Source organism: Novosphingobium sp. MMS21-SN21R (genome assembly GCF_031846015.1).
GTDB lineage: Bacteria > Pseudomonadota > Alphaproteobacteria > Sphingomonadales > Sphingomonadaceae > Novosphingobium.
The window spans coordinates 35,681-58,703 of record NZ_JAVRDU010000001.1; the positions used below are offsets into that span (position 1 = coordinate 35,681).

At 64.4% G+C, this 23,023-nt stretch carries 20 protein-coding genes; 5 read left to right on the forward strand and 15 right to left on the reverse strand.

Annotated features, from left to right (window positions below):
* Positions 1 to 42: 42 nt before the first annotated feature.
* The 7 genes from RM192_RS00210 to RM192_RS00240 form a co-directional block, all read right to left on the reverse strand.
* Entirely contained in the window at positions 43 to 4,770 is a 4,728-nt protein-coding gene (locus tag RM192_RS00210) for an NAD-glutamate dehydrogenase domain-containing protein (RefSeq protein ID WP_311505480.1), read from the reverse strand.
* Between the two features lie 200 nt (positions 4,771 to 4,970).
* Positions 4,971 to 5,963: an LLM class flavin-dependent oxidoreductase gene (locus tag RM192_RS00215; protein ID WP_311505481.1), complete on the reverse strand. Its 993-nt coding sequence runs from the start codon at positions 5,961 to 5,963 to the stop codon at positions 4,971 to 4,973.
* Positions 5,960 to 6,871 carry a tetratricopeptide repeat protein gene (locus tag RM192_RS00220; protein ID WP_311505482.1) on the reverse strand — a complete coding sequence of 304 codons (912 nt, stop codon included), beginning with the start codon at positions 6,869 to 6,871 and terminating at the stop codon, positions 5,960 to 5,962. Before RM192_RS00220 ends, RM192_RS00215 begins: the two co-directional genes overlap by 4 nt.
* A gap of 4 nt (positions 6,872 to 6,875) precedes the next feature.
* A complete protein-coding gene (locus RM192_RS00225; RefSeq protein ID WP_311505483.1) occupies positions 6,876 to 7,610 on the reverse strand; it encodes an alpha/beta hydrolase in 735 nt (244 codons plus the stop codon).
* A gap of 38 nt (positions 7,611 to 7,648) precedes the next feature.
* Complete coding sequence (locus RM192_RS00230; protein WP_311505484.1) at positions 7,649 to 7,813, reverse strand: hypothetical protein; 165 nt, start codon at positions 7,811 to 7,813, stop codon at positions 7,649 to 7,651.
* A gap of 3 nt (positions 7,814 to 7,816) precedes the next feature.
* On the reverse strand, positions 7,817 to 8,011 hold the full coding sequence (locus RM192_RS00235; protein ID WP_311505486.1) for a helix-turn-helix transcriptional regulator: 195 nt from the start codon (positions 8,009 to 8,011) through the stop codon (positions 7,817 to 7,819).
* Entirely contained in the window at positions 8,008 to 8,430 is a 423-nt protein-coding gene (locus tag RM192_RS00240) for a hypothetical protein (protein ID WP_311505488.1), read from the reverse strand. The genes RM192_RS00235 and RM192_RS00240 overlap by 4 nt, the downstream gene beginning before the upstream one ends.
* A 203-nt stretch (positions 8,431 to 8,633) precedes the next feature.
* Here RM192_RS00240 and thrS point away from each other — a divergent pair, with 203 nt between their 5' ends.
* Together thrS and RM192_RS00250 are read left to right on the forward strand one after the other, a co-directional pair.
* Positions 8,634 to 10,625, forward strand: coding sequence for a threonine--tRNA ligase (gene thrS / locus RM192_RS00245; protein ID WP_311505489.1), 1,992 nt, complete (start codon positions 8,634 to 8,636; stop codon positions 10,623 to 10,625).
* Positions 10,626 to 10,771: 146 nt separating this feature from the next.
* Complete coding sequence (locus RM192_RS00250; protein ID WP_311505490.1) at positions 10,772 to 11,713, forward strand: hypothetical protein; 942 nt, start codon at positions 10,772 to 10,774, stop codon at positions 11,711 to 11,713.
* Here the strand turns inward: RM192_RS00250 and RM192_RS00255 are convergent.
* The 8 genes from RM192_RS00255 to RM192_RS00290 form a co-directional block, all read right to left on the reverse strand.
* Entirely contained in the window at positions 11,710 to 12,078 is a 369-nt protein-coding gene (locus RM192_RS00255) for an iron-sulfur cluster assembly accessory protein (RefSeq protein ID WP_311505491.1), read from the reverse strand. The two genes, RM192_RS00250 and RM192_RS00255, sit on opposite strands and share 4 nt — an antisense overlap.
* A 101-nt stretch (positions 12,079 to 12,179) precedes the next feature.
* Positions 12,180 to 12,668, reverse strand: coding sequence for an SUF system Fe-S cluster assembly protein (locus RM192_RS00260; RefSeq protein WP_311505492.1), 489 nt, complete (start codon positions 12,666 to 12,668; stop codon positions 12,180 to 12,182).
* Complete coding sequence (locus tag RM192_RS00265) at positions 12,665 to 13,846, reverse strand: cysteine desulfurase (RefSeq protein ID WP_409233815.1); 1,182 nt, start codon at positions 13,844 to 13,846, stop codon at positions 12,665 to 12,667. The genes RM192_RS00260 and RM192_RS00265 overlap by 4 nt, the downstream gene beginning before the upstream one ends.
* Before the next feature lie 26 nt (positions 13,847 to 13,872).
* Positions 13,873 to 14,610 carry a SufD family Fe-S cluster assembly protein gene (locus RM192_RS00270; RefSeq protein ID WP_311505494.1) on the reverse strand — a complete coding sequence of 246 codons (738 nt, stop codon included), beginning with the start codon at positions 14,608 to 14,610 and terminating at the stop codon, positions 13,873 to 13,875.
* Complete coding sequence (sufC, locus tag RM192_RS00275; protein WP_311505495.1) at positions 14,607 to 15,350, reverse strand: Fe-S cluster assembly ATPase SufC; 744 nt, start codon at positions 15,348 to 15,350, stop codon at positions 14,607 to 14,609. Before sufC ends, RM192_RS00270 begins: the two co-directional genes overlap by 4 nt.
* Positions 15,351 to 15,361: 11 nt before the next feature.
* A complete protein-coding gene (locus RM192_RS00280; RefSeq protein ID WP_311505496.1) occupies positions 15,362 to 15,859 on the reverse strand; it encodes a DUF559 domain-containing protein in 498 nt (165 codons plus the stop codon).
* A complete protein-coding gene (gene sufB / locus RM192_RS00285; RefSeq protein ID WP_311505497.1) occupies positions 15,856 to 17,337 on the reverse strand; it encodes a Fe-S cluster assembly protein SufB in 1,482 nt (493 codons plus the stop codon). The genes RM192_RS00280 and sufB overlap by 4 nt, the downstream gene beginning before the upstream one ends.
* A complete protein-coding gene (locus RM192_RS00290; RefSeq protein ID WP_311505498.1) occupies positions 17,334 to 17,777 on the reverse strand; it encodes an SUF system Fe-S cluster assembly regulator in 444 nt (147 codons plus the stop codon). The genes sufB and RM192_RS00290 overlap by 4 nt, the downstream gene beginning before the upstream one ends.
* 432 nt (positions 17,778 to 18,209) lie before the next feature.
* Here RM192_RS00290 and RM192_RS00295 point away from each other — a divergent pair, with 432 nt between their 5' ends.
* From RM192_RS00295 to RM192_RS00305, 3 genes are all read left to right on the forward strand, one after another.
* A complete protein-coding gene (locus tag RM192_RS00295) occupies positions 18,210 to 19,259 on the forward strand; it encodes a quinone-dependent dihydroorotate dehydrogenase (protein ID WP_311505499.1) in 1,050 nt (349 codons plus the stop codon).
* 10 nt (positions 19,260 to 19,269) lie between these two features.
* Complete coding sequence (gene ggt / locus RM192_RS00300; protein WP_311505500.1) at positions 19,270 to 21,021, forward strand: gamma-glutamyltransferase; 1,752 nt, start codon at positions 19,270 to 19,272, stop codon at positions 21,019 to 21,021.
* A 104-nt stretch (positions 21,022 to 21,125) separates the two neighbouring features.
* A complete protein-coding gene (locus tag RM192_RS00305; RefSeq protein ID WP_311505501.1) occupies positions 21,126 to 22,943 on the forward strand; it encodes an AMP-dependent synthetase/ligase in 1,818 nt (605 codons plus the stop codon).
* Positions 22,944 to 23,023: the final 80 nt, after the last annotated feature.

Sequence of the window (23,023 nt, forward strand, 5' to 3'; positions counted from 1 at the left end):
TATACAGAAAGCCTGCTCGCGGACAAACCCTTCCCGCGTGTTTCAGCGCCCCAGCAGCGTCCTTGCCTGACTGGCGACTTGCGCCAGCATGGCCGGGCCGACCGCAGGTGCGGCCTGCGCGCGGGCGACGAGGCTGCGGAACTGGCGCACCGGAACGGCATTGGCATCAAGCCATGCCGAAGCGAAAGCGTCCGGCGATTTGCCCAGCGAACGCGCGAGGAAATCGAGCCGCATCTGCTGGAAATCGCGCGCGAGGCCTGCAACGAGCAGGCGCTCCCACGGATCGGACGGGTTCATCCGGCGTGCAGCCTGCTGCGCCCAATCAAGCCCAAGCGCCGCGCCAAGATCGGCGAACGCCCCAGTCAGCGCACCGGCATCGACGTTCAGTTCGCCCGCCAGATGGGCGAGGCCGATGGCGCCGTCCATGTCATAGAGGTGGACGAGGCGGGCAGCGATATCTGCAGGCGTACCGGCAGCACCGAGTTCCTGCGCCATCTTGCGCGCCTGCGCCTGCGCCTCGCCGCGCAACAACTGGGCGGCAGTGTGCGAGAGCAGCGCAACCCCGCCGAACAGATCTTCAATCAGGGCATCGGGCTGCATCGTGCCGCGCCCTGCGCGCAGCACATCGGCGATGTGGCCGCGCAGGCCCTGTGCGATACGTTCGAACAGCGAGAGCCGCAGCGTTTCGGGCATGGCGGCTTCGTCGAGCAGCGCCCATGTCGCGCGCAGATCCAGCAGGCGTTCCGCCGCGACAAAGGCCGAGACGACTTGCGCAAGGCTGCAGCCTTCCTCCTCGCACAGTTCGAACGGATGGACCGGGCCCATGCGATTGATCACCCGGTTGGCCAGCTTGGTCGCGACGATCTCGCGGCGCAGGCGGTGATGCGTGATCTCGGTTTCGTAAGCCTCGTGCATCTGCGGCGGGAAGGCCGCGATCAATTCTTCTTCGAGCACAGGATCGTCGACGACCGGGCTTTCTTCGAGTTCGCGCTGGAGCACAAGTTTGCTGCTCGACAGCAGGACCGCGAGTTCGGGGCGGGTCAGGCCCTGCCCCGCAGCGGCGCGGCGCGCGAGATCTTCAGCGCTTGCGAGGCCTTCGGTCTTGCGGTCGAGGTCGCCACCTTCCTCCAGCACGTCGATCAGGCGCGACCAGGCGGGCATGGCACTGGCCCCGCCGCGTTCGGCGATGGACAGGGCAAGCGCCTGCAAGCGGTTGTCCTCCAGCACGAGGTGGGCAACGTCGTCAGTCATCGAAACGAGCAGGTCGACGCGGGCATCCTCGCTCAGCTTGCCCGAACGCTTGGCCGCAGCCAGCGCGATCTTGATATTGACCTCGTTGTCCGAGCAATCGACGCCTGCGGAATTGTCTATGAAATCGGTGTTGATGCGCCCGCCATGCAGCGCGAATTCGATGCGCGCGGCCTGTGTGGTGCCAAGATTGGCCCCTTCGCCGATAACCTTCGCCCGTACCTCGTTAGCCGAAACGCGCAGCGAGTCGTTGGCGGGATCGCCGACGTCCACGTTGTTCTGCGTGCTGGCCTTCATATAGGTGCCGATGCCGCCGAACCACAACAGATCGACCTGTGCACGCAGGATCGCCGAGATGAGCGATTCGGGGTCGATCTCAGTGACAGCAAGACCGAGCATCGCCTGAATCTCTGGCGAGAGCGGGATGGCCTTCATTGAGCGCGGGAACACGTCGCCGCCCTGCGAGATCAGACTCTTGTCATAATCGTCCCAGCTGGAGCGCGGCAGCGCGAACATCCGCGCTCGTTCTTCCCAGCTCTTTGCCGGATCGGGATCGGGATCGAGGAAGATATGACGGTGATCGAACGCGGCGACGACTTTCAGCGCCTTTGACAGCAGCATGCCGTTGCCGAAGACGTCGCCCGACATATCGCCGCAACCCGCCACGCGAACGGATTCGGTCTGAACGTCGGTGCCCAGTTCCAGAAAATGGCGGCGCACCGAGAGCCATGCGCCCTTGGCGGTGATGCCCATCGCCTTGTGATCATAGCCCTTCGAGCCACCACTGGCGAAAGCGTCATCGAGCCAGAAGTCTTGCGATTCGGCGATGGCGTTGGCCACATCGGAGAATGTGGCGGTGCCCTTGTCGGCGGCGACGACGAAGTAGGGGTCCTCGCCATCGCGCACGATCACATGGCGCGGATGGACGACCTTGCCGTCCACGATGTTGTCGGTGAGTGAAAGCAGGGTGCGAATGAACACCTGATAGCTCGCCTTGCCCTCGGCCAGCCAGCCTTCGCGGTCACGCACGGGATCGGGCAACTGCTTGGGATAGAAGCCGCCCTTGGCGCCGGTCGGCACGATCACCGCGTTCTTGACGCGCTGCGCCTTCATCAACCCAAGGACCTCCACGCGGAAATCGTCACGCCGGTCAGACCAGCGCAGACCGCCACGCGCGACTGGCCCGGCGCGCAAGTGAATGCCTTCGACGCGGGGGCTGTAGACGAAGATTTCGCGCCATGGCAGCGGCTTGGGCAAGCCGGGAACAAGGGCGGAGTCGATCTTGAATGCCATGGCTTCTGCAGCGGCGGGCGCGAAAGCGTTGGTGCGCAGGATGGCGAGGACGAGCGCACGGAACTGGCGCAGCAAACGGTCGTCGTTGATCGCGGCGACGCCTGCGAGGCCGGTCTTGATGCGGTCCTCCGCATCCGCGAAAGCAGCATCGCGCTCACCTGCAAAGGCAGGATCGTGGCGCGCGACGAAAGCATCGACGAGGCCGCGTGTGACGGTTGGCGCATTTTTCAGCGCTTCGACCACGGTGGGAATGCCGAAGGTCATCCCCGCCTGACGCAAGTATCGGTAGAACGCGCGCAGCCAGTTGGCTTCCACTGCGCTGAGGCCGGTAGCGACGATCAGGCGGTTGAACGCATCGTCCTCGGCCACACCGTTGAGCACAGCGGCAAGCGAGGTTTCGATGGCAGGTGCACGGGCAAGCAAAGCTTCGACGCTGCTGTCGGCCGGATGTGCGACGAGGAAATCGTGGACGAAGCCGAGGCGGCCACCGTCGAGCGGGGTGGGCACTTCCTCCAGCACGCGGAAGCCGAAGTTTTCGAGCACCGGCACCGCGTCCGACAGCACGATGGCGCCTTCACGCTGATAGAGCTTGAGCCGCAGCGCGACTTCGGCGGTGTTGCGATGGAGGCGCACCGCGCGGCGCGGCGCGTGGGTGCCCGAGAGCGTGCGCAACACGCGGATGTCGCGCGCGGCCTCGGCAGGCCCGGAGGCGTTCCGGTATGAAATCGGGAAGGCATCGGCATAGCGCGCGGCGATGGCAGCGGCACGCGAAGGCTCTTCGGTGACCGCGAGTTCGGTCTCGACCGCACCGGCCCAGCCGCGCACCATGGCCTGAAGCCGCAGATCGAGCGCAGCCTCGTCGGCGTGCACCTCACGTTCGCGCACGTCGAGCACGAAGCGCAACATGGCAAGCGTACTGCCCTCTACCTGCAGCGCCCAATCGAGCACGTGCGCGCCTGCACCCGCCTCAAGCATGGCCTGAATCGCGAGGCGAACTTCGGTCGAGAGAATATCGCGCGGGAGCCAGACGAAGGCGAACAAGTGGCGTGCGAGTGGGGCCGGGACCAGCGCGAGGCGCGGGCGCGGGCGGTCGACCAGGCTCATCATCGCGGTGGCAACGCGCTCGAGATCGGCATCGGCGAAACTGACCAGCAGGTCGTGAGGCAGCGCGGTCATCGCGTGGACCAGCGCCTTGCCCGCGTGGCCATTGGGCGCAAAGCCGAACTTGTCCATCAGTTCGGAAAGCTGCGTGCGCAGCCGGGGAATGCGGTCCGGCGCAGCGGCGAGCGCGGCGCTGGTCCAGACGCCCGCGTGGACGACAAGCGCGGTGACCTTGCCCGCCTCGACGCGCGGCACGATGAACAGGTCGAGCGGCACGCGGCGGTGCACATTGGCGATCCGGTTCGCCTTGACGATCAGCGGCACACGGCCCTGTCCATCGGTCCCGGCTTCATCGAACCAGCGGAATGCGCGGTCGAACGAGGCGGCAGCAAGGATCGAATCCGCGCTGGCGCGGCATATGCCGAGCGGGTTCTGGTAGCGGCCATCGCGGTGACGGGTAACGCAGCCCAATTGGGTGAGCATTCCGTCGGCCAGCCAGCGCAGCAGGGCAGCCCCTTCGGGATCAGCCAGGTTGGCGGCGTCGTCGCGCATCGCCGCCTGCATCAGCGGCCAGTCGGCCACTGCGGCGCGCACATCGGCCAGCGTTTCATCCAGCGCGGCGCCGAGCGCGCGGCGCTGGCGCGCGTCGGCGCGTTCGGTTTCGAGATAGACGACCGATTCGCGGCGTTCCCCCGCTGCTTCGCCATCTGGAAAAGCGGTGAGAGTTCCGGCTCCATCGCGGCGCACTGCGACGACCGGATGGACAAGACGGTCGATCGAGAGGCCCTGCGCGGTGATCGTCGAAGCAATCGAATCGACGAGAAATGGCATGTCGTCGTTGATCACGGCAATGCGCAAATGGCGCGCGCCGCTTTCCGAACCGCTCACGCTTTCTATCGCGATGACGGGATCGCTACCTTGCCGCACGGCGGCCACTGCGGCAGTAAAGCGCGCGGCTTCCGCGAGGCGAGAGCCGTCGAAGTCTGCAGCTTCGTCGGGCAGGAGCGCGGCAGCGAATCGCGTGGCAAGTGCTGGCGCCAGATCGTCGGCAACTTGGCGGGATATGTCGGAAGCGCCCGCAGCCGGGGTTGCGGTGGACGATGACTGAACAACGGACTTCGACGCCATGCGCTTGGTTCCCGGCTCTCCGGCGAGAGACATATGTTGCTCTCGCTTGTAATTATATACTACGTTCTTGTAGCAATTGTACGGATGGTAGTCCAGCCATTGCCGCCGGACAAGTCCGGTTGAGCGGCACTTGCGGGTTAACCCGCTGTTGTGAACGCAAGACCCGTCAGGTTGTGCCGGACAAATCCGTCACGCGGGTGTCAAGCCGGAACGAGACCCTTTGCCGCCTGCATCGCCAGGCGCAGCGAGTGCAACCGCGCGCCCTGGTCGAAGATCGAGGCGGCGGCGATAATCTCGTCCGCGCCGGTGCGCGTCGCAAAGGCATTAAGTCCCTCGCGCACTGTTTCAACCGTGCCGACCGCACTCACCCGGCGGACGCTTTCAAGCATGGAGACCGCTGAGTCCGGCAGGCTGTTGCGATATCCCGGCACGGGCGGCTTCAACTTGCCGGGATTTCCTGTGCGCAGGGCGACGAACGACTGGTCCATCGACGAGGCAAGCAGTTGCGCTTCCTCGTCGGTATCGGCGGCGATGACGTTGATCGCGGCGGCGCAATAGGGCTTCGCCAGCGTTTCGGACGGCTCGAACCGTTCGCGGTAGAGATCCAGCGCCTCATCGAGCTGCCTTGGTGCGAAGTGCGAGGCGAAAGCATAAGGCAGCCCAAGCATGGCCGCGAGTTGCGCGCCAAACAGGCTTGACCCCAGAATCCACATTTGCGGATTGGCGCCCTTGCCCGGTGTGGCCTGCAGCGGCACCCGCGGATCGCCAGCAAACTGCGCGCGCAATTCTACCACGTCCTGCGGGAAATCCTCGGCAGCACGGTTGGTATCCTTGCGCAATGCGCGGACGATGCGCTGGTCGGCACCGGGGGCACGGCCCAAGCCAAGATCGATGCGGCCGGGGAACAGAGCGTCCAGAGTCCCGAACTGCTCGGCAATCACTAGCGGGCTGTGATTGGGAAGCATGATCCCGCCCGATCCGATGCGGATGGTGGAGGTAGCATGGCCGATATGCGCGAGCACGACCGACACCGCCGCGCTGGCGATGCCTTCCATGCCGTGATGTTCGGCCACCCAGTAGCGCTCGTAGCCGCAGTCCTCGGCGACTTTTGCCGCAGCGGCGGCATTGTTCAGCGCATCGCGGACCGTCCCGCCCTCAACCACACTGACCAGATCGAGGACGGATAGTTTCATGGGGCGGGCTTCTCGGTTGCGGGGGACGTAACAGATGTGGGGGCAGGCCCCAGTTGTTCAAGGTAGCCCTTTGCAACCTTTCCTGAATCGCCGTCAGGATCAGCGGCGAGGACTGAAGCCCACGACTTGCGCGCCGCTTCATCGCGCCCATCGAGCACTGCGATGACTCCGGCCTCAAGCCCGACGCGCGGATCGCGCGGGGCGTACTTCGCGGCGATCTCGATATCGCGCTGGGCGCGTGGCAGATCGTTGTTGCGGCGGGCGAGCGTGGCCGAGAGCAGCCAGCCCTCGCCGTCCTCGGGCGCGAGGCGGTGGACCTCGTCGAGCGCACCACCGGCCTCGGCCATGCGGCCAAGAGCCACCAGCGCACGCGAGCGGTCCGCCTGAATCGCGCCCAGCGCGGCGTTGTCAGGATAGGCCTGTACCGCCAGAGCACGGTCGAACCAACCTAGCGCAGCTTCGGCTTTGCCACCTGCGAGCGCGGCGTTTCCGGCCATCGCCATGAGCGGAACGGCGGCAATTTCCTGCTCCTTTGGAATCCCTGCAACAGCCTGGCTGAAGGCTTCAAGCGCGCCCTCGAAATTGCCACCGTTTGACAGGATCAACCCGAGACACTGGTTGGCGCGGACCTTCTGGCCTGCGTCGCTGCCCTCGGCGACCCAGCGTCTCGCATCGACCAGCGCCGCATCCGGATCGGTCGCGGCCTTGGCGATGCAGGCAGTCAGGCGGTCTTGCTGGGGAAGTTCGGGCCTGATCATGCCGGCCTGCGCCTCGATATCGGCCTGCTTGCGCCGGCGGGGGATCGGCAGGGGCGAGATCTGCCCCGGCGATGGATTCGGACCGACCTGCATCAACTGCGCCTCTTGCGCCATCTCGACCGCGAAAAGCGGCGCGGGCAGATCGATCATCGGCTTATCCTTCAATTCCGGCCAACTCGCGCAGCAGCAGGGCAATATCGGTTTCGCGCGAAAGCCGGTGGTCGCCGTCCTTGATCAGATGCACCTGCACATCGGCTGAACGCAGCGACTGGGCGAGGCGGATGGATATGTCCCACGGCACGTCAGCATCGTTCAGGCCGTGGAGCAGGCGAACCGGGCCATCGAAGGCTATGCCTGCAGCCAGGCGCTTGTTGCGCTCGCCGTCCGACCAGAACAGCGCATGGGTCGGGGTAGACTCGGGACCGTAAGGATTGTCCTCGAAGATCGTGCGCCCCGCCGCCAACTCGATCCGCTGCGATTGCGAATAGCCCCATTCGGTGAAGTCCGGTGCGGGGGCGATACCGACAAGCGCGCGGACCCTGTCGCTCAGCGCTTCGGCCACAAGCAGCATCAGCCAGCCGCCCATGCTAGAGCCGGCGAGGTGGACCGCTTCGAGGCCGAGATGATCCACCAGCGCGACGACGTCATCGCGCCATTTAGAAAGACAGCCATCGGCAAATGCGCCATCGCTTTGCCCGCAGCCGGTGTAGTCGAGCAGGAGACAGGCGCGGCCTCTTTGCTGCGCCCAGTCCATCACCGCCACCGCCTTGCTCCCTTGCATGTCGGACATGTAGCCGGGAAGGAATACCACGGCGGGTAGGCGACCGGGGAGGAAGCGGTAGGCCATGTGCTGGCCCGATGGCAGGGTGAAGCGCGAAACGTCGGTCATACGCCCGGTCATGGCCTGCCTGTCCGGGCGCGGCAAGGTCAGTTTAGCGGCAGCATCAGCGAAACGCGCGGACCAGCAAGCTGACTGACAGGCTCGACGGACGCGACCTTGTGCGGCTTGCTGGCTGACATCGAGGCCACGGTAATGGCAACGGTGATGGCCAGCCACAGGCCCAATTTGCGAGTGTTGTTCCTGCACGGCATGGGTCATTCGCCTTTCTGGAAGATTGCTTCGATCGGCAGTTCGAACAGTTCCGCGATCCGGAAAGCGAGCGGGAGCGAAGGGTCGTACTTCCCTGTTTCGATCGCGTTGACCGACTGGCGGCTGACATCGAGCTTTTCGGCAAGGTCGGCCTGGCTCCAGTTGCGCTCCGCACGCAGGACCTTGAGGCGGTTCTTCATGCGCAGCCGCCTTCGCCCAGGGTGATGCGGTTATACAGAGCGCCAAGGCCGAGGCCTGCGAACCAGAAAAACGCCGCGCCAAACCCGTGGTCTCCGGCGGCGATCAGGTCGAAGTTCTGCAGCCATTCGCGGATCGTGGTGATGAACAGCGCGAAGCCGGTGGCGAAGAGGCATTGCCGCACCATAAGCATGCGCAAGTATTCGTCGGTCTGCTCCACCAGCAGGCGCATGACCGCCCAGAACACGCCGATGATCGGCAGCGCAGGGAGCAGTGCGAGGACATAAGCGAGCGAGCCCTCGGCCAGCCCGCGCTTGAACGCCCACTTGGCGAGGATGAGGAACAGGACATAGGCGGTCATCAGCGCGAACAGGCGGATGGTGTAGCGGCGGTTGGCTGGGTTCTTGATGGTGACGGACATTGGTCAAGCCTCCTTGATCTGATGACAAGCTTCCTTGACCATATTCACCTCTATGTCAAGCTTCATTGTCATTGTGTCGCTGGTGCTTGACCACACATGCGCAGCGCAGCCTCATCCACCGGCCCGATTTCGGCCATACGCGCCCTTCCGGTCGCGGCGCTCCTGTGGCAAGGCGCTGCCACCTGAGTGTTAGAGAGACCCCCATGTCCGAGTTGCTGAAGATCACCCTGCCCGACGGTTCCGTGCGTGAAGTTGCGCCCGGCAGCACTCCGGCGGACATTGCTGCCGCAATCGGACCCGGCCTTGCCAAAGCCGCGCTGGCGGCAAAGGTCGATGGCGAGCTGGTCGATCTTTCGCGCCCGTTCATGGCAGACGCGCAACTGGCGCTGGTGACCGCGAAGGATGAGGTCGAGGCGCTTGATCTGGCGCGGCACGACTTTGCACATATCCTCGCCGAAGCGGTGCAGGCGCTGTTTCCGGGCACGCAGATCACCTTCGGGCCGAGCACGGACGACGGCTTCTACTACGACTTCGCCCCCGCAGAGCGCCCGTTCACGGAAGAAGACCTCCCCGCGATCGAAGCGCAGATGCGCAAGATCATTGGCGCGAACAAGCCGCTCCGCCGTGAGGAATGGAGCCGCGAACAGCTTATCAGTCGCTGGAAGCAGCAGGGCGAAAGCTTCAAGGCCGAATGGGCTGCCGAACTTCCGGGTGACGAGCCGCTGACAGTCTATTGGTCAGGCGACGACTGGCTCGACATGTGCCGCGGGCCGCACTTGCCCTCGACCGGCAAGCTGGACCCGAACGCCTTCAAGCTGACGCGCGTTTCGGGGGCCTATTGGCGAGGCGATCAGAACAATGCGATGCTCAGCCGCATCTATGGCACCGGCTGGCTCAACAAGAAGCAGCTCGACGCCCACCTGACGCGGCTGGAAGAGGCGGCCAAGCGCGATCATCGCAAGCTCGGCAATGAAATGGACCTGTTCCATCTTCAGGCCGAAGCCCACGGCAGCGTGTTCTGGCACCCCAAGGGCTACCTGATCTGGCGCGAGCTCGAAGCCTATATGCGCCGCGCCATCGACGGTGCGGGCTACCGTGAGGTAAAGACTCCGCAGGTCATGGACGCGCGCCAGTGGGAGCAGTCCGGCCACTGGGGCAAGTACCGCGAGAACATGTTCGTCATCCCCGACGAAGTGCCGAACGTGGATGACGAAGGACCGGTGATCAGCGGCGATGCCGACTGGATGGCCTTGAAGCCGATGAACTGCCCGGCGCACGTGCTGATCTTCCGGCAGGGGCTGAAGTCATATCGCGAGCTGCCCATGCGGCTTTACGAAAACGGCTGCTGCCACCGCAACGAACCGCACGGCGCGCTGCACGGGCTGATGCGCGTGCGCCAGTTCACGCAGGACGACGCCCACATCTTCTGCCGCGAAGACCAGATCGTCGACGAAGTGCAGGCATTCTGCGAACTCGCCGACCGCGTCTACAAGCACTTCGGTTTCACGTATTCGATCAAGCTGGCGCTGCGCCCCGAAAAGCGCTTCGGAACCGAGGAGATGTGGGACAAGGCCGAGAGCGAACTTCGCGCCGCCGTTGTCCGCGCAGGACTTGCAACCGAAGACTACGGTTGGGAAGAACTTCCGGGCGAAGGCGCGTTCTATGCCCCCAAGCTCGAATGGCACCTCACCGACGCGATCGGCCGCACCTGGCAGGTCGGCACGATCCAGTCCGACCGAGTCCTGCCCGAACGGCTTGATGCGAGCTACGTCGGCGAGGATGGCGAGAAGCACCGTCCGGTCATGCTGCACCGCGCAATCTTCGGGTCGTACGAGCGCTTCATCGGCATCCTGATCGAACATTTCGCCGGTCGCCTGCCGGTGTGGCTCGCCCCGGTACAGGCAGTGGTTGCGACCATCGTTTCCGACGCCGACGATTATGCGAAGGACGCGCTGGCCAAACTGAAGGCTGCGGGCATTCGCACCGAGACCGACCTGCGCAACGAGAAGATCAACTACAAGGTGCGCGAACACTCGCTGCAAAAAGTCCCCTACCTGCTGGTCGTGGGCAAGCGCGAAGCCGAAGAAGGCACCGTGGCAATCCGCATTCTGGGCGAACAGCACCAGAAAGTCATGCCGCTGGACGAGGCGATTGCGCTGCTCAAGGGCGAAGCCTTGGCACCGGACTTGCGCTGAGTTCGGAGCGGGGCTTTTGCGCCCCAGCCCCTCCCCGTTAGTCCTTAGCCTGTCGAAGGACTCGCACTGGAGGTTGTTGATAACCGCAAATTAAGCGGTTTCCCTTAGGTAGGCCGGAAATATTCGCCACCCGGGGGCCGGCTACGATGACCATGCAATTCCGCTCGCTTGCCAAAACGGCTGCCGCCGATGGCGAAATCGACGCAGCCGAAATCCTCAGCTTGCGCCGCAACGCCTGGCCGGACGGTCGGATCAGCCCGGACGAGGCCGAAGCGATCTTCATCGTCAACGACCGGATTGCCGCGCCCACCACCGAATGGAGCGACTTCTTCACCGAGGCGCTGGTCGAGTTCATCGTCAACACCGCAGAGCCGCGTGGCTACGTTTCCGAAGACAATGCGCGCTGGCTGATCGAGCGAGTCCAGCACGACGGCAAGGTGAACAGCCTGACCGAACTCGAACTGGTCGTCCACGTGCTGGAAAAGGCGCTTTCCGCGCCAGATTCGCTTCGCCAGTTCGCGCTCGATCTGGTTGAGCGCGCAGTGCTGACTGGCGAAGGCCCGACCCGCGCAGGCGGGCAGCTTGAACCCGGCAGCATCACGTCAGCCGAATGCGCGCTGATCCGCCGCACGATCTTTGCAGCGGGCGGTGACCGCCCCGCCGCCGTCAGCCAGCGCGAGGCGGAAATGTTGTTCCGCGTGAAGGATGCGACGCTCGGCGCAGCCAATGCGCCGGAATGGGAGCGCCTGTTCGTGCAGGGCGTGGGCAACTATCTGCAGGGATGGCAGGGTGCGAAAGGCCTTACCCGTGAACGCGCGGGCGAACTCGAAGCCTTTATGGATGACCGTTCGAGCAACCTCGGCGTTTTTTTCAAGCGCATGGCCATGACCAACGCCAACGGGTTCAAGCAAGCCGTGCGCGACGTGGGCCTTGGCCGCCGCACCCCATCGCGAGATGTTGCGGGTGAAGCGGCGCGCGATCATGGTGTGACCGACAGCGAGAAGCTGTGGCTCGATGCCCGGATAGACGCCGACGACCAGCTGGACCCGCTGGAAGAAGCGCTGATGCGCTTCCTCAGCGAAGCCTAGACGGTAAAGCTTTCACCGCACCCACAGCTGCCCTTGGCGTTGGGGTTCTGGAACACGAACCCGGCGGTGAAATCGTCTTCCTGCCAGTCCATCGTGCTTCCGATCAGGTAGAGCACCGAGGCGCTGTCGATGAAGAACAGCCCGCCGGGGGTCTCGATCTTCTCGTCTATTGGATTGGCCTGCGTCACATAGTCGACCGAATAGGCCAGCCCTGAGCACCCGCGACGCGGCGTGGACAGCTTCACGCCAATCGCATCGGCTGGTGCCTCGGCCATCAGCTTGGCGATGCGCGCTTCCGCGCTGGCCGTCAGGATCACGGCGGCGGGTAGCGGACGGCGGACTTTGGTCTCGGTGGTCGTAGCCATGATCTTGAACATTCCGTTCGTGTCGAGCGAAGTCGAGACACGTTGTGCGCCCGTGTCTCGACTTCGCTCGACACGAACGGATGTGGGGTGATTGCCCGGAGTTACAACATCCCCAGCTCAAGCTTGGCGTCGTCACTCATCTTTTGCGGGTCCCACGGCGGATCCCATACGAGATTAACCTCGGCATCGCGCACGCCGGGCACTGCGCTGACGCGCAGTTCAACTTCGGCGGGCATCGATTCGGCGACCGGGCAATGCGGCGTGGTCAGCGTCATGGTGACGACCACGTGCGCCTCATCGGCAACCTCGACACCGTAGATCAGGCCGAGATCGTAGATGTTGACCGGGATTTCCGGGTCGAAGATTTCCTTGAGCGCAGCCACAACGCCTTCGTAGATGTCACCGCCAGGTTCGCCCGCGCTCACGCCTTCGGGCTTGGCCGCAAGGAAGCCTTCGAGATAGTCGCGCTTGCGCTCAAGCTTCTCGGCGGGAGTTTCCACCGGCTCAGGAATGTCGTCAACACGGGCGCGGCGCGGGGCATTTACCTCGGCCACTTCCTCGACGGCGAATTTGGGATCGTTTTCACTCATCCAAAGATCCTCTTGGTCCTTTCGATGCCGCGTACCAGCGCGGCAATATCGCTTTCATCGCTGTAGATGCCGAAACTGGCGCGCGCCGTGGCGGGAACGCCAAGGTGGTCCATCAGCGGCTGGGCGCAGTGGTGCCCGGCGCGGATCGCCACGCCTTCTTCGTCCAGAATCGTGCCGAGATCGTGCGGGTGCACGCCCTCAAGCGCGAAGCTGACGATCCCGGCGCTGTCCTCCGGCCCGAACAGGCGGACCGAGTTCATCGCGCCCAAGGCCTCGCGCGCCTTGGAAACCAACGCGGCTTCGTGAGCATGGATCGCGCCAAGGCCGACGCCTTCGACGAAATCGACGGCCGCGCCGAGACCGATGGCCTCCACAATCGCTGGCGTGCCTGCCTCGAAGCGCTGCGGGGCAGGGGCGTAAGTCGTCTTCTCGAAGGTGACGCGGTCGATCATTGCGCCGCCGCCCTGCCAAGGCGGCATGGCGTCAAGGATTTCGGGCTTGGCCCAGAGCGCGCCGATGCCGGTGGGGCCGTAGAGCTTGTGCGCGGAGAAGACATAGAAGTCGGCGTCAAGCGCCTTCACGTCGACCGCGATGCGCGCAACCGACTGGCACCCGTCGAGCAGGATCTTCGCGCCGACAGCGTGGGCAAGCTTCACCGCGCGCGGCGCATCGAGCACCGACCCGAGCACGTTCGACACATGCGCAAACGCCACCAGCTTGTGCGCTGGCGTCAGCATGCGTTCGGCAGCGTCCAGATCGATCAGGCCATCTTCGGTGATCGAGCAGACGTCGATTTCCACGCCGGTCCGATCTCGCAGCAACTGCCACGGCACGATGTTGGAGTGATGCTCCAGCGTGGACAGCAGGATACGGTCACCGGCCTTGAGGTTCGCGGCGCCCCAGGTCTGCGCAACAAGATTAATTGCCTCGGTCGCGCCGCGCGTGAACACCAGTTCGCTCTCGTCGCCGCCGATCAGGCCCGCAACCTTGCGCCGGGCAGCTTCGAACGCCAGCGTCATGTCGGCCGAGCGGGCGTAGACGCCGCGATGGACGGTGGCGTAGTTCGCGCCCAGCGCTGCGGTCATCGCGCCTATTACCACTTGCGGTTTCTGCGCGGTGGCAGCGGTATCAAGATAGTGCCAGCGGCTGCCGTCCGGGTTTAAGAGACCGGGCCAGATCGCATTGCGGGTGAGCGTTGCGGTCGTCACAGGATCGCCTCCAGCGCATCCAGCGCAGCCTGCGTCAGCGCCTCTTCATCGGCGGCACCAACGAAGGCTTCGGCGATGAACGCCTGCAGCATCAGTTTTTTCGCCTGCGCGGGCGGAAGGCCTCGCTGGGCAAGGTAGAACAGGCCTTGCGGATCGAGTTCGCCAACCGCACAGCCGTGCGCGCACTTGACGTCGTCGGCATAGATTTCGAGTTCGGGGCGAGCGTTGACCGTAGCCGTGCGATCCAGAAGCATTGCGCGGATCGACTGTGAACCGTCGGTGCCGATGGCCCCGCGCGCCACGGCGACCTTGCCGAGGTAAGTGCCGGTGGCATGACCACTCAGGACCGAGCGGATGACCTGACTGGAAACAGCGTCCGGCTCTGCGTGGGTAACTTCGGTGACAATCTCGGCGGTCTGGTTTCCGCCTGCGATCTGCGCTGCGCCAAGGTGGAAAGTCGCGCCCTTGCCCAGCGTGACCGAAACCGCGATGCGGCCATAGGCCGAGCCTGCGTTGAGCAGGCGCAAGTCGAACGACGCGCCGTCTTCGAGCACGATTGCGATTTCGCGGGCGTCGGCGCTTGAACCGTCCAGAACCAGCGCCAGCGCGCCAGTGTCTCCAGCAGCCACGCGAATGTCCTGCACCGCCAAGGGCCATAGCGCCTCAAGCGAGGCGAGATCCGAATAACGGAACGCCTCGTCCCTGCGGGTGGGAAGGGTCAGCGTATCGCTCACGCCGCGACCGCCTCGTAGCCCTGCTCTTCGAGTTCGAGCGCCAGTTCGGCACCGCCGGTGCGAACGATGCGGCCACCGGCCAGCACATGCACGAAGTCCGGCTTCACGTAATCGAGCAGGCGTTGGTAATGCGTGATCAGCAGCACCGCCTTGTCGGGCTTGCGCATGATCGCGTTGATGCCTTCACCGCAAATGCGCAACGCGTCGATGTCGAGGCCGGAATCGGTTTCGTCGAGGATCGCCAGCTTGGGATCGAGGATACCCATCTGCACCATCTCGGCGCGCTTCTTTTCGCCGCCCGAAAAGCCGACGTTCACCGGGCGCTTGAGCATATCCATGTCCATGCGCAGCAGGCCGGCCTTTTCCTTGGCCAGCTTGAGGAATTCCCCGCCCGAAAGCGGCGCTTCCCCGCGCACCTTGCGCTGGGCATTGGCGGATTCGCGCAGGAACTGCACGAACGACACGCCGGGAATTTCGACCGGATACTGGAAGCCCAGGAACAGGCCAGCAGCGGCGCGTTCATAAGGCTCCATCGCCAGCAGGTCTTCGCCCCCGAAGCTGACGCTGCCGCCGGTCACCTCATAGCCGGGACGCCCGCCGAGCGTATAGCCGAGCGTCGACTTGCCCGCGCCGTTCGGTCCCATGATCGCGTGGATTTCGCCCGCATTGATGGTGAGCGACAGCCCCTTGAGGATCGGCTTGTCGGCGACAGTGGCGGAAAGGTTATCGATTGTCAGCATGGTTTTCTCGCTTAGCGCCGGGGCGCACCATAAGAGCGGCTGGCAGGCCGGGCCGGGCGCGAATTTGCGCGCAATTCTTCGTAGCGGGCCTTCATCGCGGCAACGGTGGCTTGAGCCACGCCTGCCGGATCGGCCAGCACTTCGTCAGCCGTGTAGCGGACGACCTGAATGCCGACTTCGGTCAGGCTCTTGTCGCGGCGGTGTTCGATTTCTGCCGAAACGTCGCCCTCGTCGATCAGCACCACCAACTTGAGCGGCAGGCAGCCGAAGTTGGCGATGGCCGAGCCGATCACCGTGAACGCCTTTGGCTTGAACTGGCCGAGGTCTTCGTGCGCGAGTTCGGCGGCCAGCGCGGCCTGCGCAGGGCTAGGGTTGCGGCGCTTCTCACGCGCAAGTTCGTGGATCGCATCGAGCCGCGATTCGGCGATGTTCCAGCCGCGTCCCTTGCGCTGCAGCTTGGGCGCGTCCTCGCGCTCGCTGGCGGGGCGGAGGGTAAGGGTCTTCTTCAACCGACTGATCCTTCAAGGCTGATGCCGAGCAGCTTCTGCGCCTCGACCGCGAATTCCATCGGCAATTGCTTGAGCACTTCGCGCGCGAAACCGTTGACGATCAGCGCGACAGCGCTTTCCTGATCGAGGCCGCGTTGCATCGCGTAGTACAGCTGATCGTCGCTGATCTTTGAGGTCGTGGCCTCATGCTCGATCGTGGCAGTGGGGTTGCGCACTTCGATATAGGGCACGGTATGCGCGCCGCACTCTGCGCCAAGCAGCAGGCTGTCGCACTGGGTGAAGTTGCGCACGCCATCGGCGCCCGGAGCCACGCGGACAAGGCCGCGATAGGTGTTGTTGCTCTTGCCTGCCGAGATGCCCTTGGACACGATGGTCGAGCGCGTGCGCTTGCCGTTGTGGATCATCTTGGTGCCCGTATCGGCCTGCTGATGATTGTTGGTGACGGCAACCGAGTAAAACTCGCCCACCGAATCATCACCGTTGAGCACGCACGATGGATACTTCCACGTGATCGCAGAGCCGGTTTCAACTTGGGTCCACGAAACCTTGGACCGCTTGCCCTGGCACAGCGCGCGCTTGGTCACGAAATTGTAGATGCCGCCAAGGCCCTCGGCATTGCCGGGATACCAGTTCTGCACGGTGGAATACTTGATCTCGGCGTCGTCCATCGCGACGAGTTCGACCACGGCAGCGTGAAGCTGGTTTTCATCACGCTGCGGTGCGGTGCAGCCTTCGAGATAGGAGACGTAGGCCCCCTTATCGGCCACGATCAGGGTGCGTTCGAACTGGCCGGTGTTTTCCGCGTTGATACGGAAATAGGTGCTGAGCTCCATCGGGCAGCGGACGCCCTCAGGGATGTAGACGAAGGTGCCGTCGGAAAAGACCGCGCAATTGAGCGCCGCAAAGTAGTTGTCGTGCATCGGCACGACCTTGCCGAGCCACTTTTTCACATGCTCAGGATATTCGCGGATCGCTTCGGAAATCGAGCGGAAGATGACGCCTGCGGCTTCCAATTCCTTACGGAACGTGGTGGCCACTGACACGCTATCGAACACAGCATCGACCGCAACCCGGCGTGCGCCTTCGACGCCTGCCAGCACTTCCTGCTCGGCCAGCGGAATGCCCAGCTTTTCGTAAATGCGCAGGATTTCGGGATCGACTTCGTCAAGGCTCCCAAGCTTCGGCTTGGTCTTGGGCGCTGCCCAGTAATAGGCGTCCTGATAGTCGATCGGGGGGACGTTAAGCTTGGCCCAGTCGGGCGTGGGCATGGTCAGCCAGTGGCGATAGGCCTTGAGCCGCCATTCGAGCATCCACTCGGGCTCGTCCTTCTTGGCCGAGATGTAGCGGACGGTGTCCTCGTTCAGACCCTTCGGCCCGTATTCCTGCTCGATGTCCGAGGACCAGCCGTGTTCGTAATCGGCCACCTTTGCCGCAGCATCATGCGCGGCCTGATCCTTGATCTGTACGGTATCGTTCATGCGAGCACCTCCGCCAGCTTGGCCGCCATTGGGGCAACCGGACGGGACAATTGAGTAAGCGGAATACCGGCCAGCGCACCGCGCAAGGCGGCATCGACCGCAGGCCAGTGCGGACGGACGCTGCACGCCGCTTCCAGCGTGCAATCGTGGCGCCCATGCTCGCTGCACGGGGTGAGCGCAATAGGGCCTTCAACTGCCTCGACAATATCGGCCAGTGTGATCGCGGCAGCGGGCCGCGCCAGTTGAAGCCCGCCATGGGCACCGCGCACCGACTTGAGCAGCCCGGCGGCAGAAAGCTTGCTGACCAGCTTTTGAACGGTGGGAGCAGGCAGGCCGGTTTCATCGGCCAGTTGCTGGGCGCAGACGCGGGCCTGGCCGCAATGGCGCGCGGCGGCGCTCATCGTCACGACGGCATAGTCGGCCATGCTTGAAAGGCGCATCGTCCTGAGCTTCCCGAGAGGCCTGAAAATAAATCAGACCGAATCACTCCGGTTATCTAGGCGCGGTGGCGTCGGGATACAAGCTGGACAGGGCTGGCATGAAGGACAGGCAAAAAAAGGGCGGCCGAGCCCCCGTAGGGTCACCGGCCGCCTTGAAGTCGAGAACCCGATACATTCCTGCACCGAGCCCTTCGGGTCGCACGAGTTAGCTACGCAGTTGCGTGTGCCGTGAATTGTATGGATTCGACAAAATCGGTGGCAAACTGGCAACATTGCCAGCGAAAACGATTACAATTGCAGTCATATTCGAGAAGTTCGCACTTGGCCGACGCTGTCTCCGGGCGCATGAGTTAGGTGACGCGCGGCACAGACGACCTTGTCTGGCGCAACTAACGCGAATCAATCAGCTTTCTGATCCGGAACCGATTGCCTGTGACTGCCTTTTCCCTGCTGCGACCGTTGCTTTTCCAGATACCTGCCGAGCCCGCCCACCGCCTGACGATCAAGGCGCTGGGGCTGATGCATGGCGGACACCGCGCGCCGCCCACACCAACCCTGGCGCAGCGCATCGGCGGCGTGGTATTCCCCAACCCCGTCGGCATGGCGCCCGGGTTCGACAAGAACGCCGAGGTGCCCGACGCGATGCTGGGCCTGGGCTTCGGTTATGTCGAAGTCGGCACGGTCACCCCGCTGCCGCAGGAAGGCAACCCCAAGCCGCGCCTGTTCCGGCTGACTGAGGACCGCGCGGTCATCAACCGCATGGGGTTCAACAACGAAGGCGCGCAGGCGGTGACAAACCGGCTGGTGCGCAGGCGCGAAACCGGCGCGCACGGGCTGCCGGGCATTGTCGGCGTGAACATCGGGGCAAACAAGGATTCGGCCGACCGCATCGCAGACTATGCGCAGATGACCCGGCTGATGGCGCCGCTGGCATCATACCTCACGGTCAACATTTCCTCGCCCAATACGCCCGGCCTGCGAGCGCTGCAGGACGAAGGCGCGCTTTCGGCACTGCTCGATGCGGTGTGCGACGCGCGGGGCAACATGGGCACCCCGGTGTTCCTCAAGCTGGCCCCCGATCTGGAACCATCCGACATCGACAGCATCTGCCGGATCGCGCTGGAAAAGAAGCTGGCGGCGCTGATCGTTTCGAACACCACGGTCACGCGGCCCGCGCTTCGGTCGCGCCATGCAGCCGAAGCGGGCGGCCTTTCGGGCGAGCCGCTGCGCGAACTCGCACTGCAACGCTTGCGCGATTTCCGCAAGGCAAGCGGCGGCGAGATCCCGCTGGTCGGCGTTGGCGGCATTGCCACGGTTGACGATGCCTGGGCGCGCATCCGGGCAGGAGCCAGCCTGATCCAGTTCTACAGCGCCATGGTCTATGAAGGGCCGGGGCTGGCTCGCCACATCGTTTCGGGCCTCGAACGAAAGGTGCGCGAGGCGGGCCTTACATCCATTGCAGAGGCGGTCGGCAGCGAATAGCTTGGGCGCCATGGATTTCCTGCGCCCACTGCGTTTCGCCGCAATCTTCGCCGCCTTGCTGGCCAACGCCTGCGTCCCGCCTCCCGGCGCGCCGGTTGCACCGCCTTCACCGCCACGGGCGGCCACTACGGGCGTGGCCGAGGGTAGCCCCGGCCTCGTCTCGGCTGCCGATCCGCGCGCTGCAGAAGCGGGCGCGCAGATGCTGCGGCTGGGCGGCAGCGCAACCGATGCCGCCATTGCCACCATGCTGGCACTGACCGTGGTCGAGCCGCAAAGCTCGGGCATAGGCGGCGGCGGCTTCTTGCTCATGGGGGACGCATCTGGTCTGGTCGAGACCATCGACGGACGCGAAACCGCGCCAAAGGCGGCTGGCCCGCAGTGGTTCTATGCGGGCGGCAAGCCGCTGGCCTATGGCGACGCCATTCCCGGCGGGCGCAGCGTCGGCGTGCCCGGAAACCTGCGCCTTGCGGCTCTTGCCCACAACAAGCACGGCAAGCTTTCGTGGCGCACGCTGTTCCAGCCCGCAATCCGGCTGGCGCGCGAGGGCTTTGCGATCAGCCCGCGCATGCGTGCGTCGCTGGCGGGAGCCGCGCGCACCGGGGGCTACGATCCGGCGGCGCGCGCGCTGTTCTATGGCACGGATGACCAACCGCTGGCCGCTGGCACGGTAGTGCAGAACGCAGCACTGGCGGCCACGCTCGAATCCATCGCCGCGCGCGGGGCAGACAGCTTCTATACCGGCGACAATGCCGCGACGATCGCCGCCAAGGTCGGCACCGCGCCCACCAACCCCGCACCAATGACCACGGCTGACATTGCTGCTTACAAGGCGGTGGAACGCGCGCCGGTGTGCGGGCAATATCGCCAGTACCGCGTCTGCGGGATGGGGCCGCCATCGTCGGGCGCGACAACGGTCTATGCCATTCTCAAACAGCTTGAGCGGTTCGACATGAAAGCGCTGGGGCTTGCGAACCCGGCATCATGGCACCTGATCGCCGAAGCCCAGCGCCTCGCCTATGCCGACCGCGACCAGTATCTGGCCGACAGCGATTTCGTGAGCGTACCGGTCATCGGGCTGGTCGATCCAGCCTATCTCGCCGGACGTTCTCAGCTTATTTCCGAGGGCGCGACTATGCCCACGGCACTGCCCGGCACGCCGCCGGGGGCCAAGGCGGCCTTCGCCAGAGCCGAACCGCAGAACGAGCAGGGCACGACGCACTTCGTGACGGTGGACCGCTGGGGCAGCGCCGCAAGCTATACCTCGACCGTGGAAGGGCCGTTCGGTTCAGGGCTGATGGTCGGCGGCTATTACCTCAACAATGAGCTGACCGATTTCAACATCGTGCCCGACAGGGACGGCAAGCCGACTGCAAATCGGGTGGAAGCGGGCAAGCGCCCGCGCAGTTCGATGTCGCCCACACTGATCTATGGACCCGACGGCAAGCTGCGGCTGGCGATCGGCGCAGCGGGCGGCGTGACGATCCCGGCGCAAGTGGCCAAGGCGATCATCGGCGTGCTCGACTGGAACCTGTCCGCGCGCGACGCCATTGCCCTGCCGGTGATCTTCGCGCCGGGTGGGGATGTGGTATTCGTGGAAAAGGGCACATCGCTTGAAACGATGATTCCTGCGTTGCAAAAGCTCGGCCACGCCCAGGTCATTGCCCGCAATCCTTCGTTCAAGGCCAATGCCATCGAACATGTCGGTGGCCAGTGGCGCGGCGCGGCCGATCCGCGCAGCGAAGGCGCTTCTGTGGCGCCCTGACCTGTTGCCGTAATGGAACTGCGCCACTAGGTTCATGTGCAACGATCAGGAGCCGGGGGGCATTCGCCTTGGCATCCGACACTTCCGGGGCCGAGGAACCACACGTGCAGCTTTCCGACTTTGAAGAGTTTCCCAATCTCGTCGCGATGTTCCTCGACCGTGCGGGCAAAAGGGGTAACAGTCCATTTCTCTGGGCCAAGCGCGATGGACAGTGGCATTCGCAAAGCTGGGCGGAAGCGGCGGCCAAGGTCTGCCTTCTGGCCGAAAGCCTGCGCGCACTGGGACTGAACCCCGGCGACCGGGTGGCGCTGGTATCGGAGAACCGCCCGGAGTGGGCCATCGCCGACCTTGCGATCATGGCCGCAGGGCTGGTCACCGTGCCGACCTACATCACCAATACCGAACGCGATCACCTGCACATTCTCGAAAACTCGGGCGCGCGGGCGGTGATCGTATCAACATCGAAGCTGTCGCAACCGCTGCTTCCTGCCGCGCTGTCGGCACCGGGCGTAGAGCATGTGATCGGGATCGAGCCGCTGCGCCAGATGCAGGCCGGCAAGCTGGCGTTCCATGATTGGGCGGCGATGACCAGCGGCGATGCGGCAGCGGCGCGACGCAGCGTGGACAATCGGCTGGTAGCGATGGGCCGCAGCGATCTTGCCTGCCTGATCTATACCAGCGGCACTGGCGGTAGCCCACGCGGGGTGCGTCTGCATCACGGCTCGATCCTGTGCAACGTCGATGGCGCAGCGCGCATTCTCGCCGAGGATTTCGGCTGGGGCGAAGAAGTGTTCCTGTCATTCCTGCCGCTGTCCCACGCCTACGAACATACCGGCGGGCAATATCTGCCGATCGGGATGGGAGCGCAGATCTATTATTCCGAAGGGCTGGAGAAGCTCGCCTCCAACATCGAGGAAGTGCGCCCGACGATCATGGTGGTGGTGCCGCGCCTGTTCGAGGTGCTGCGCACGCGGATCATGAAGCAGGTGGAAAAGCAGGGTAAGGTTGCAAATTACCTGATGGACCGCGCACTGGGCATCGGCACGCGCAAGGCGGCGGGCAAGGGCCGGTTGATCGATGCGCCGATGAGCCTGATCCTCGAACGCACGCTGCGCCCCAAGATCCGCGCGCGCTTCGGCGGGCGGATGAAGGCGATGGTCTCGGGCGGCGCACCGCTCAACCCCGAAGTCGGCGTGTTCTTCGATGCGATGGGACTCACCATGCTCCAGGGCTATGGCCAGACCGAGGCAGGGCCAGTGATCTCGTGCAACCGCCCCAAGGTGGGGCTCAAAATGGACACGGTCGGCCCGCCCATGCGCGGTGTGGAGCTGAAGATTGCGGAGGATGGCGAAATCCTCGTGCGCGGCGAACTGGTGATGCACGGCTATTGGCAGAACGAAGCCGAAACCGCACGCGCGATTCCGAAGGAGGGGGCGAACGCGGGCTGGCTGCACACCGGCGACATCGGGCATCTCGATGCCAAGGGCCGCATCGTCATCACCGACCGCAAGAAGGACATGATCGTCAACGACAAGGGCGACAATGTCTCGCCCCAGAAGATCGAAGGCATGCTCACGCTCCAGCCGGAAATTGCGCAGGCAATGGTGAGCGGCGACAAGCGGCCCTACATCGTCGGGCTGATCGTGCCCGATCCCGAGTGGGCGCTCGACTGGTCACGCAAACAGGGCGAACACTTCGATTTCAAGGAATTGCAGGATCTGCCCGCTTTCCGGAACGCGATCCGGGCGGCAGTGGACCGCGTGAACAAGGACCTGTCGGTCACCGAAAAGGTCCGACAGTTCACCTTTGCGGACGAGGCGTTCGGCATCGACAACGAGGAAATGACGCCGAGCCTGAAAATCCGGCGGCACAAGATCAAGGCACGCTACGGGGCAAGGGTGGACGCGCTCTACAAGGGGTGAACAATACACCCCCAATTCCGTACTTCTTGAGCCTGTCGAACGACTCGCGCAAACGTTTGCCCAAATGCGGCCCGCCGGGC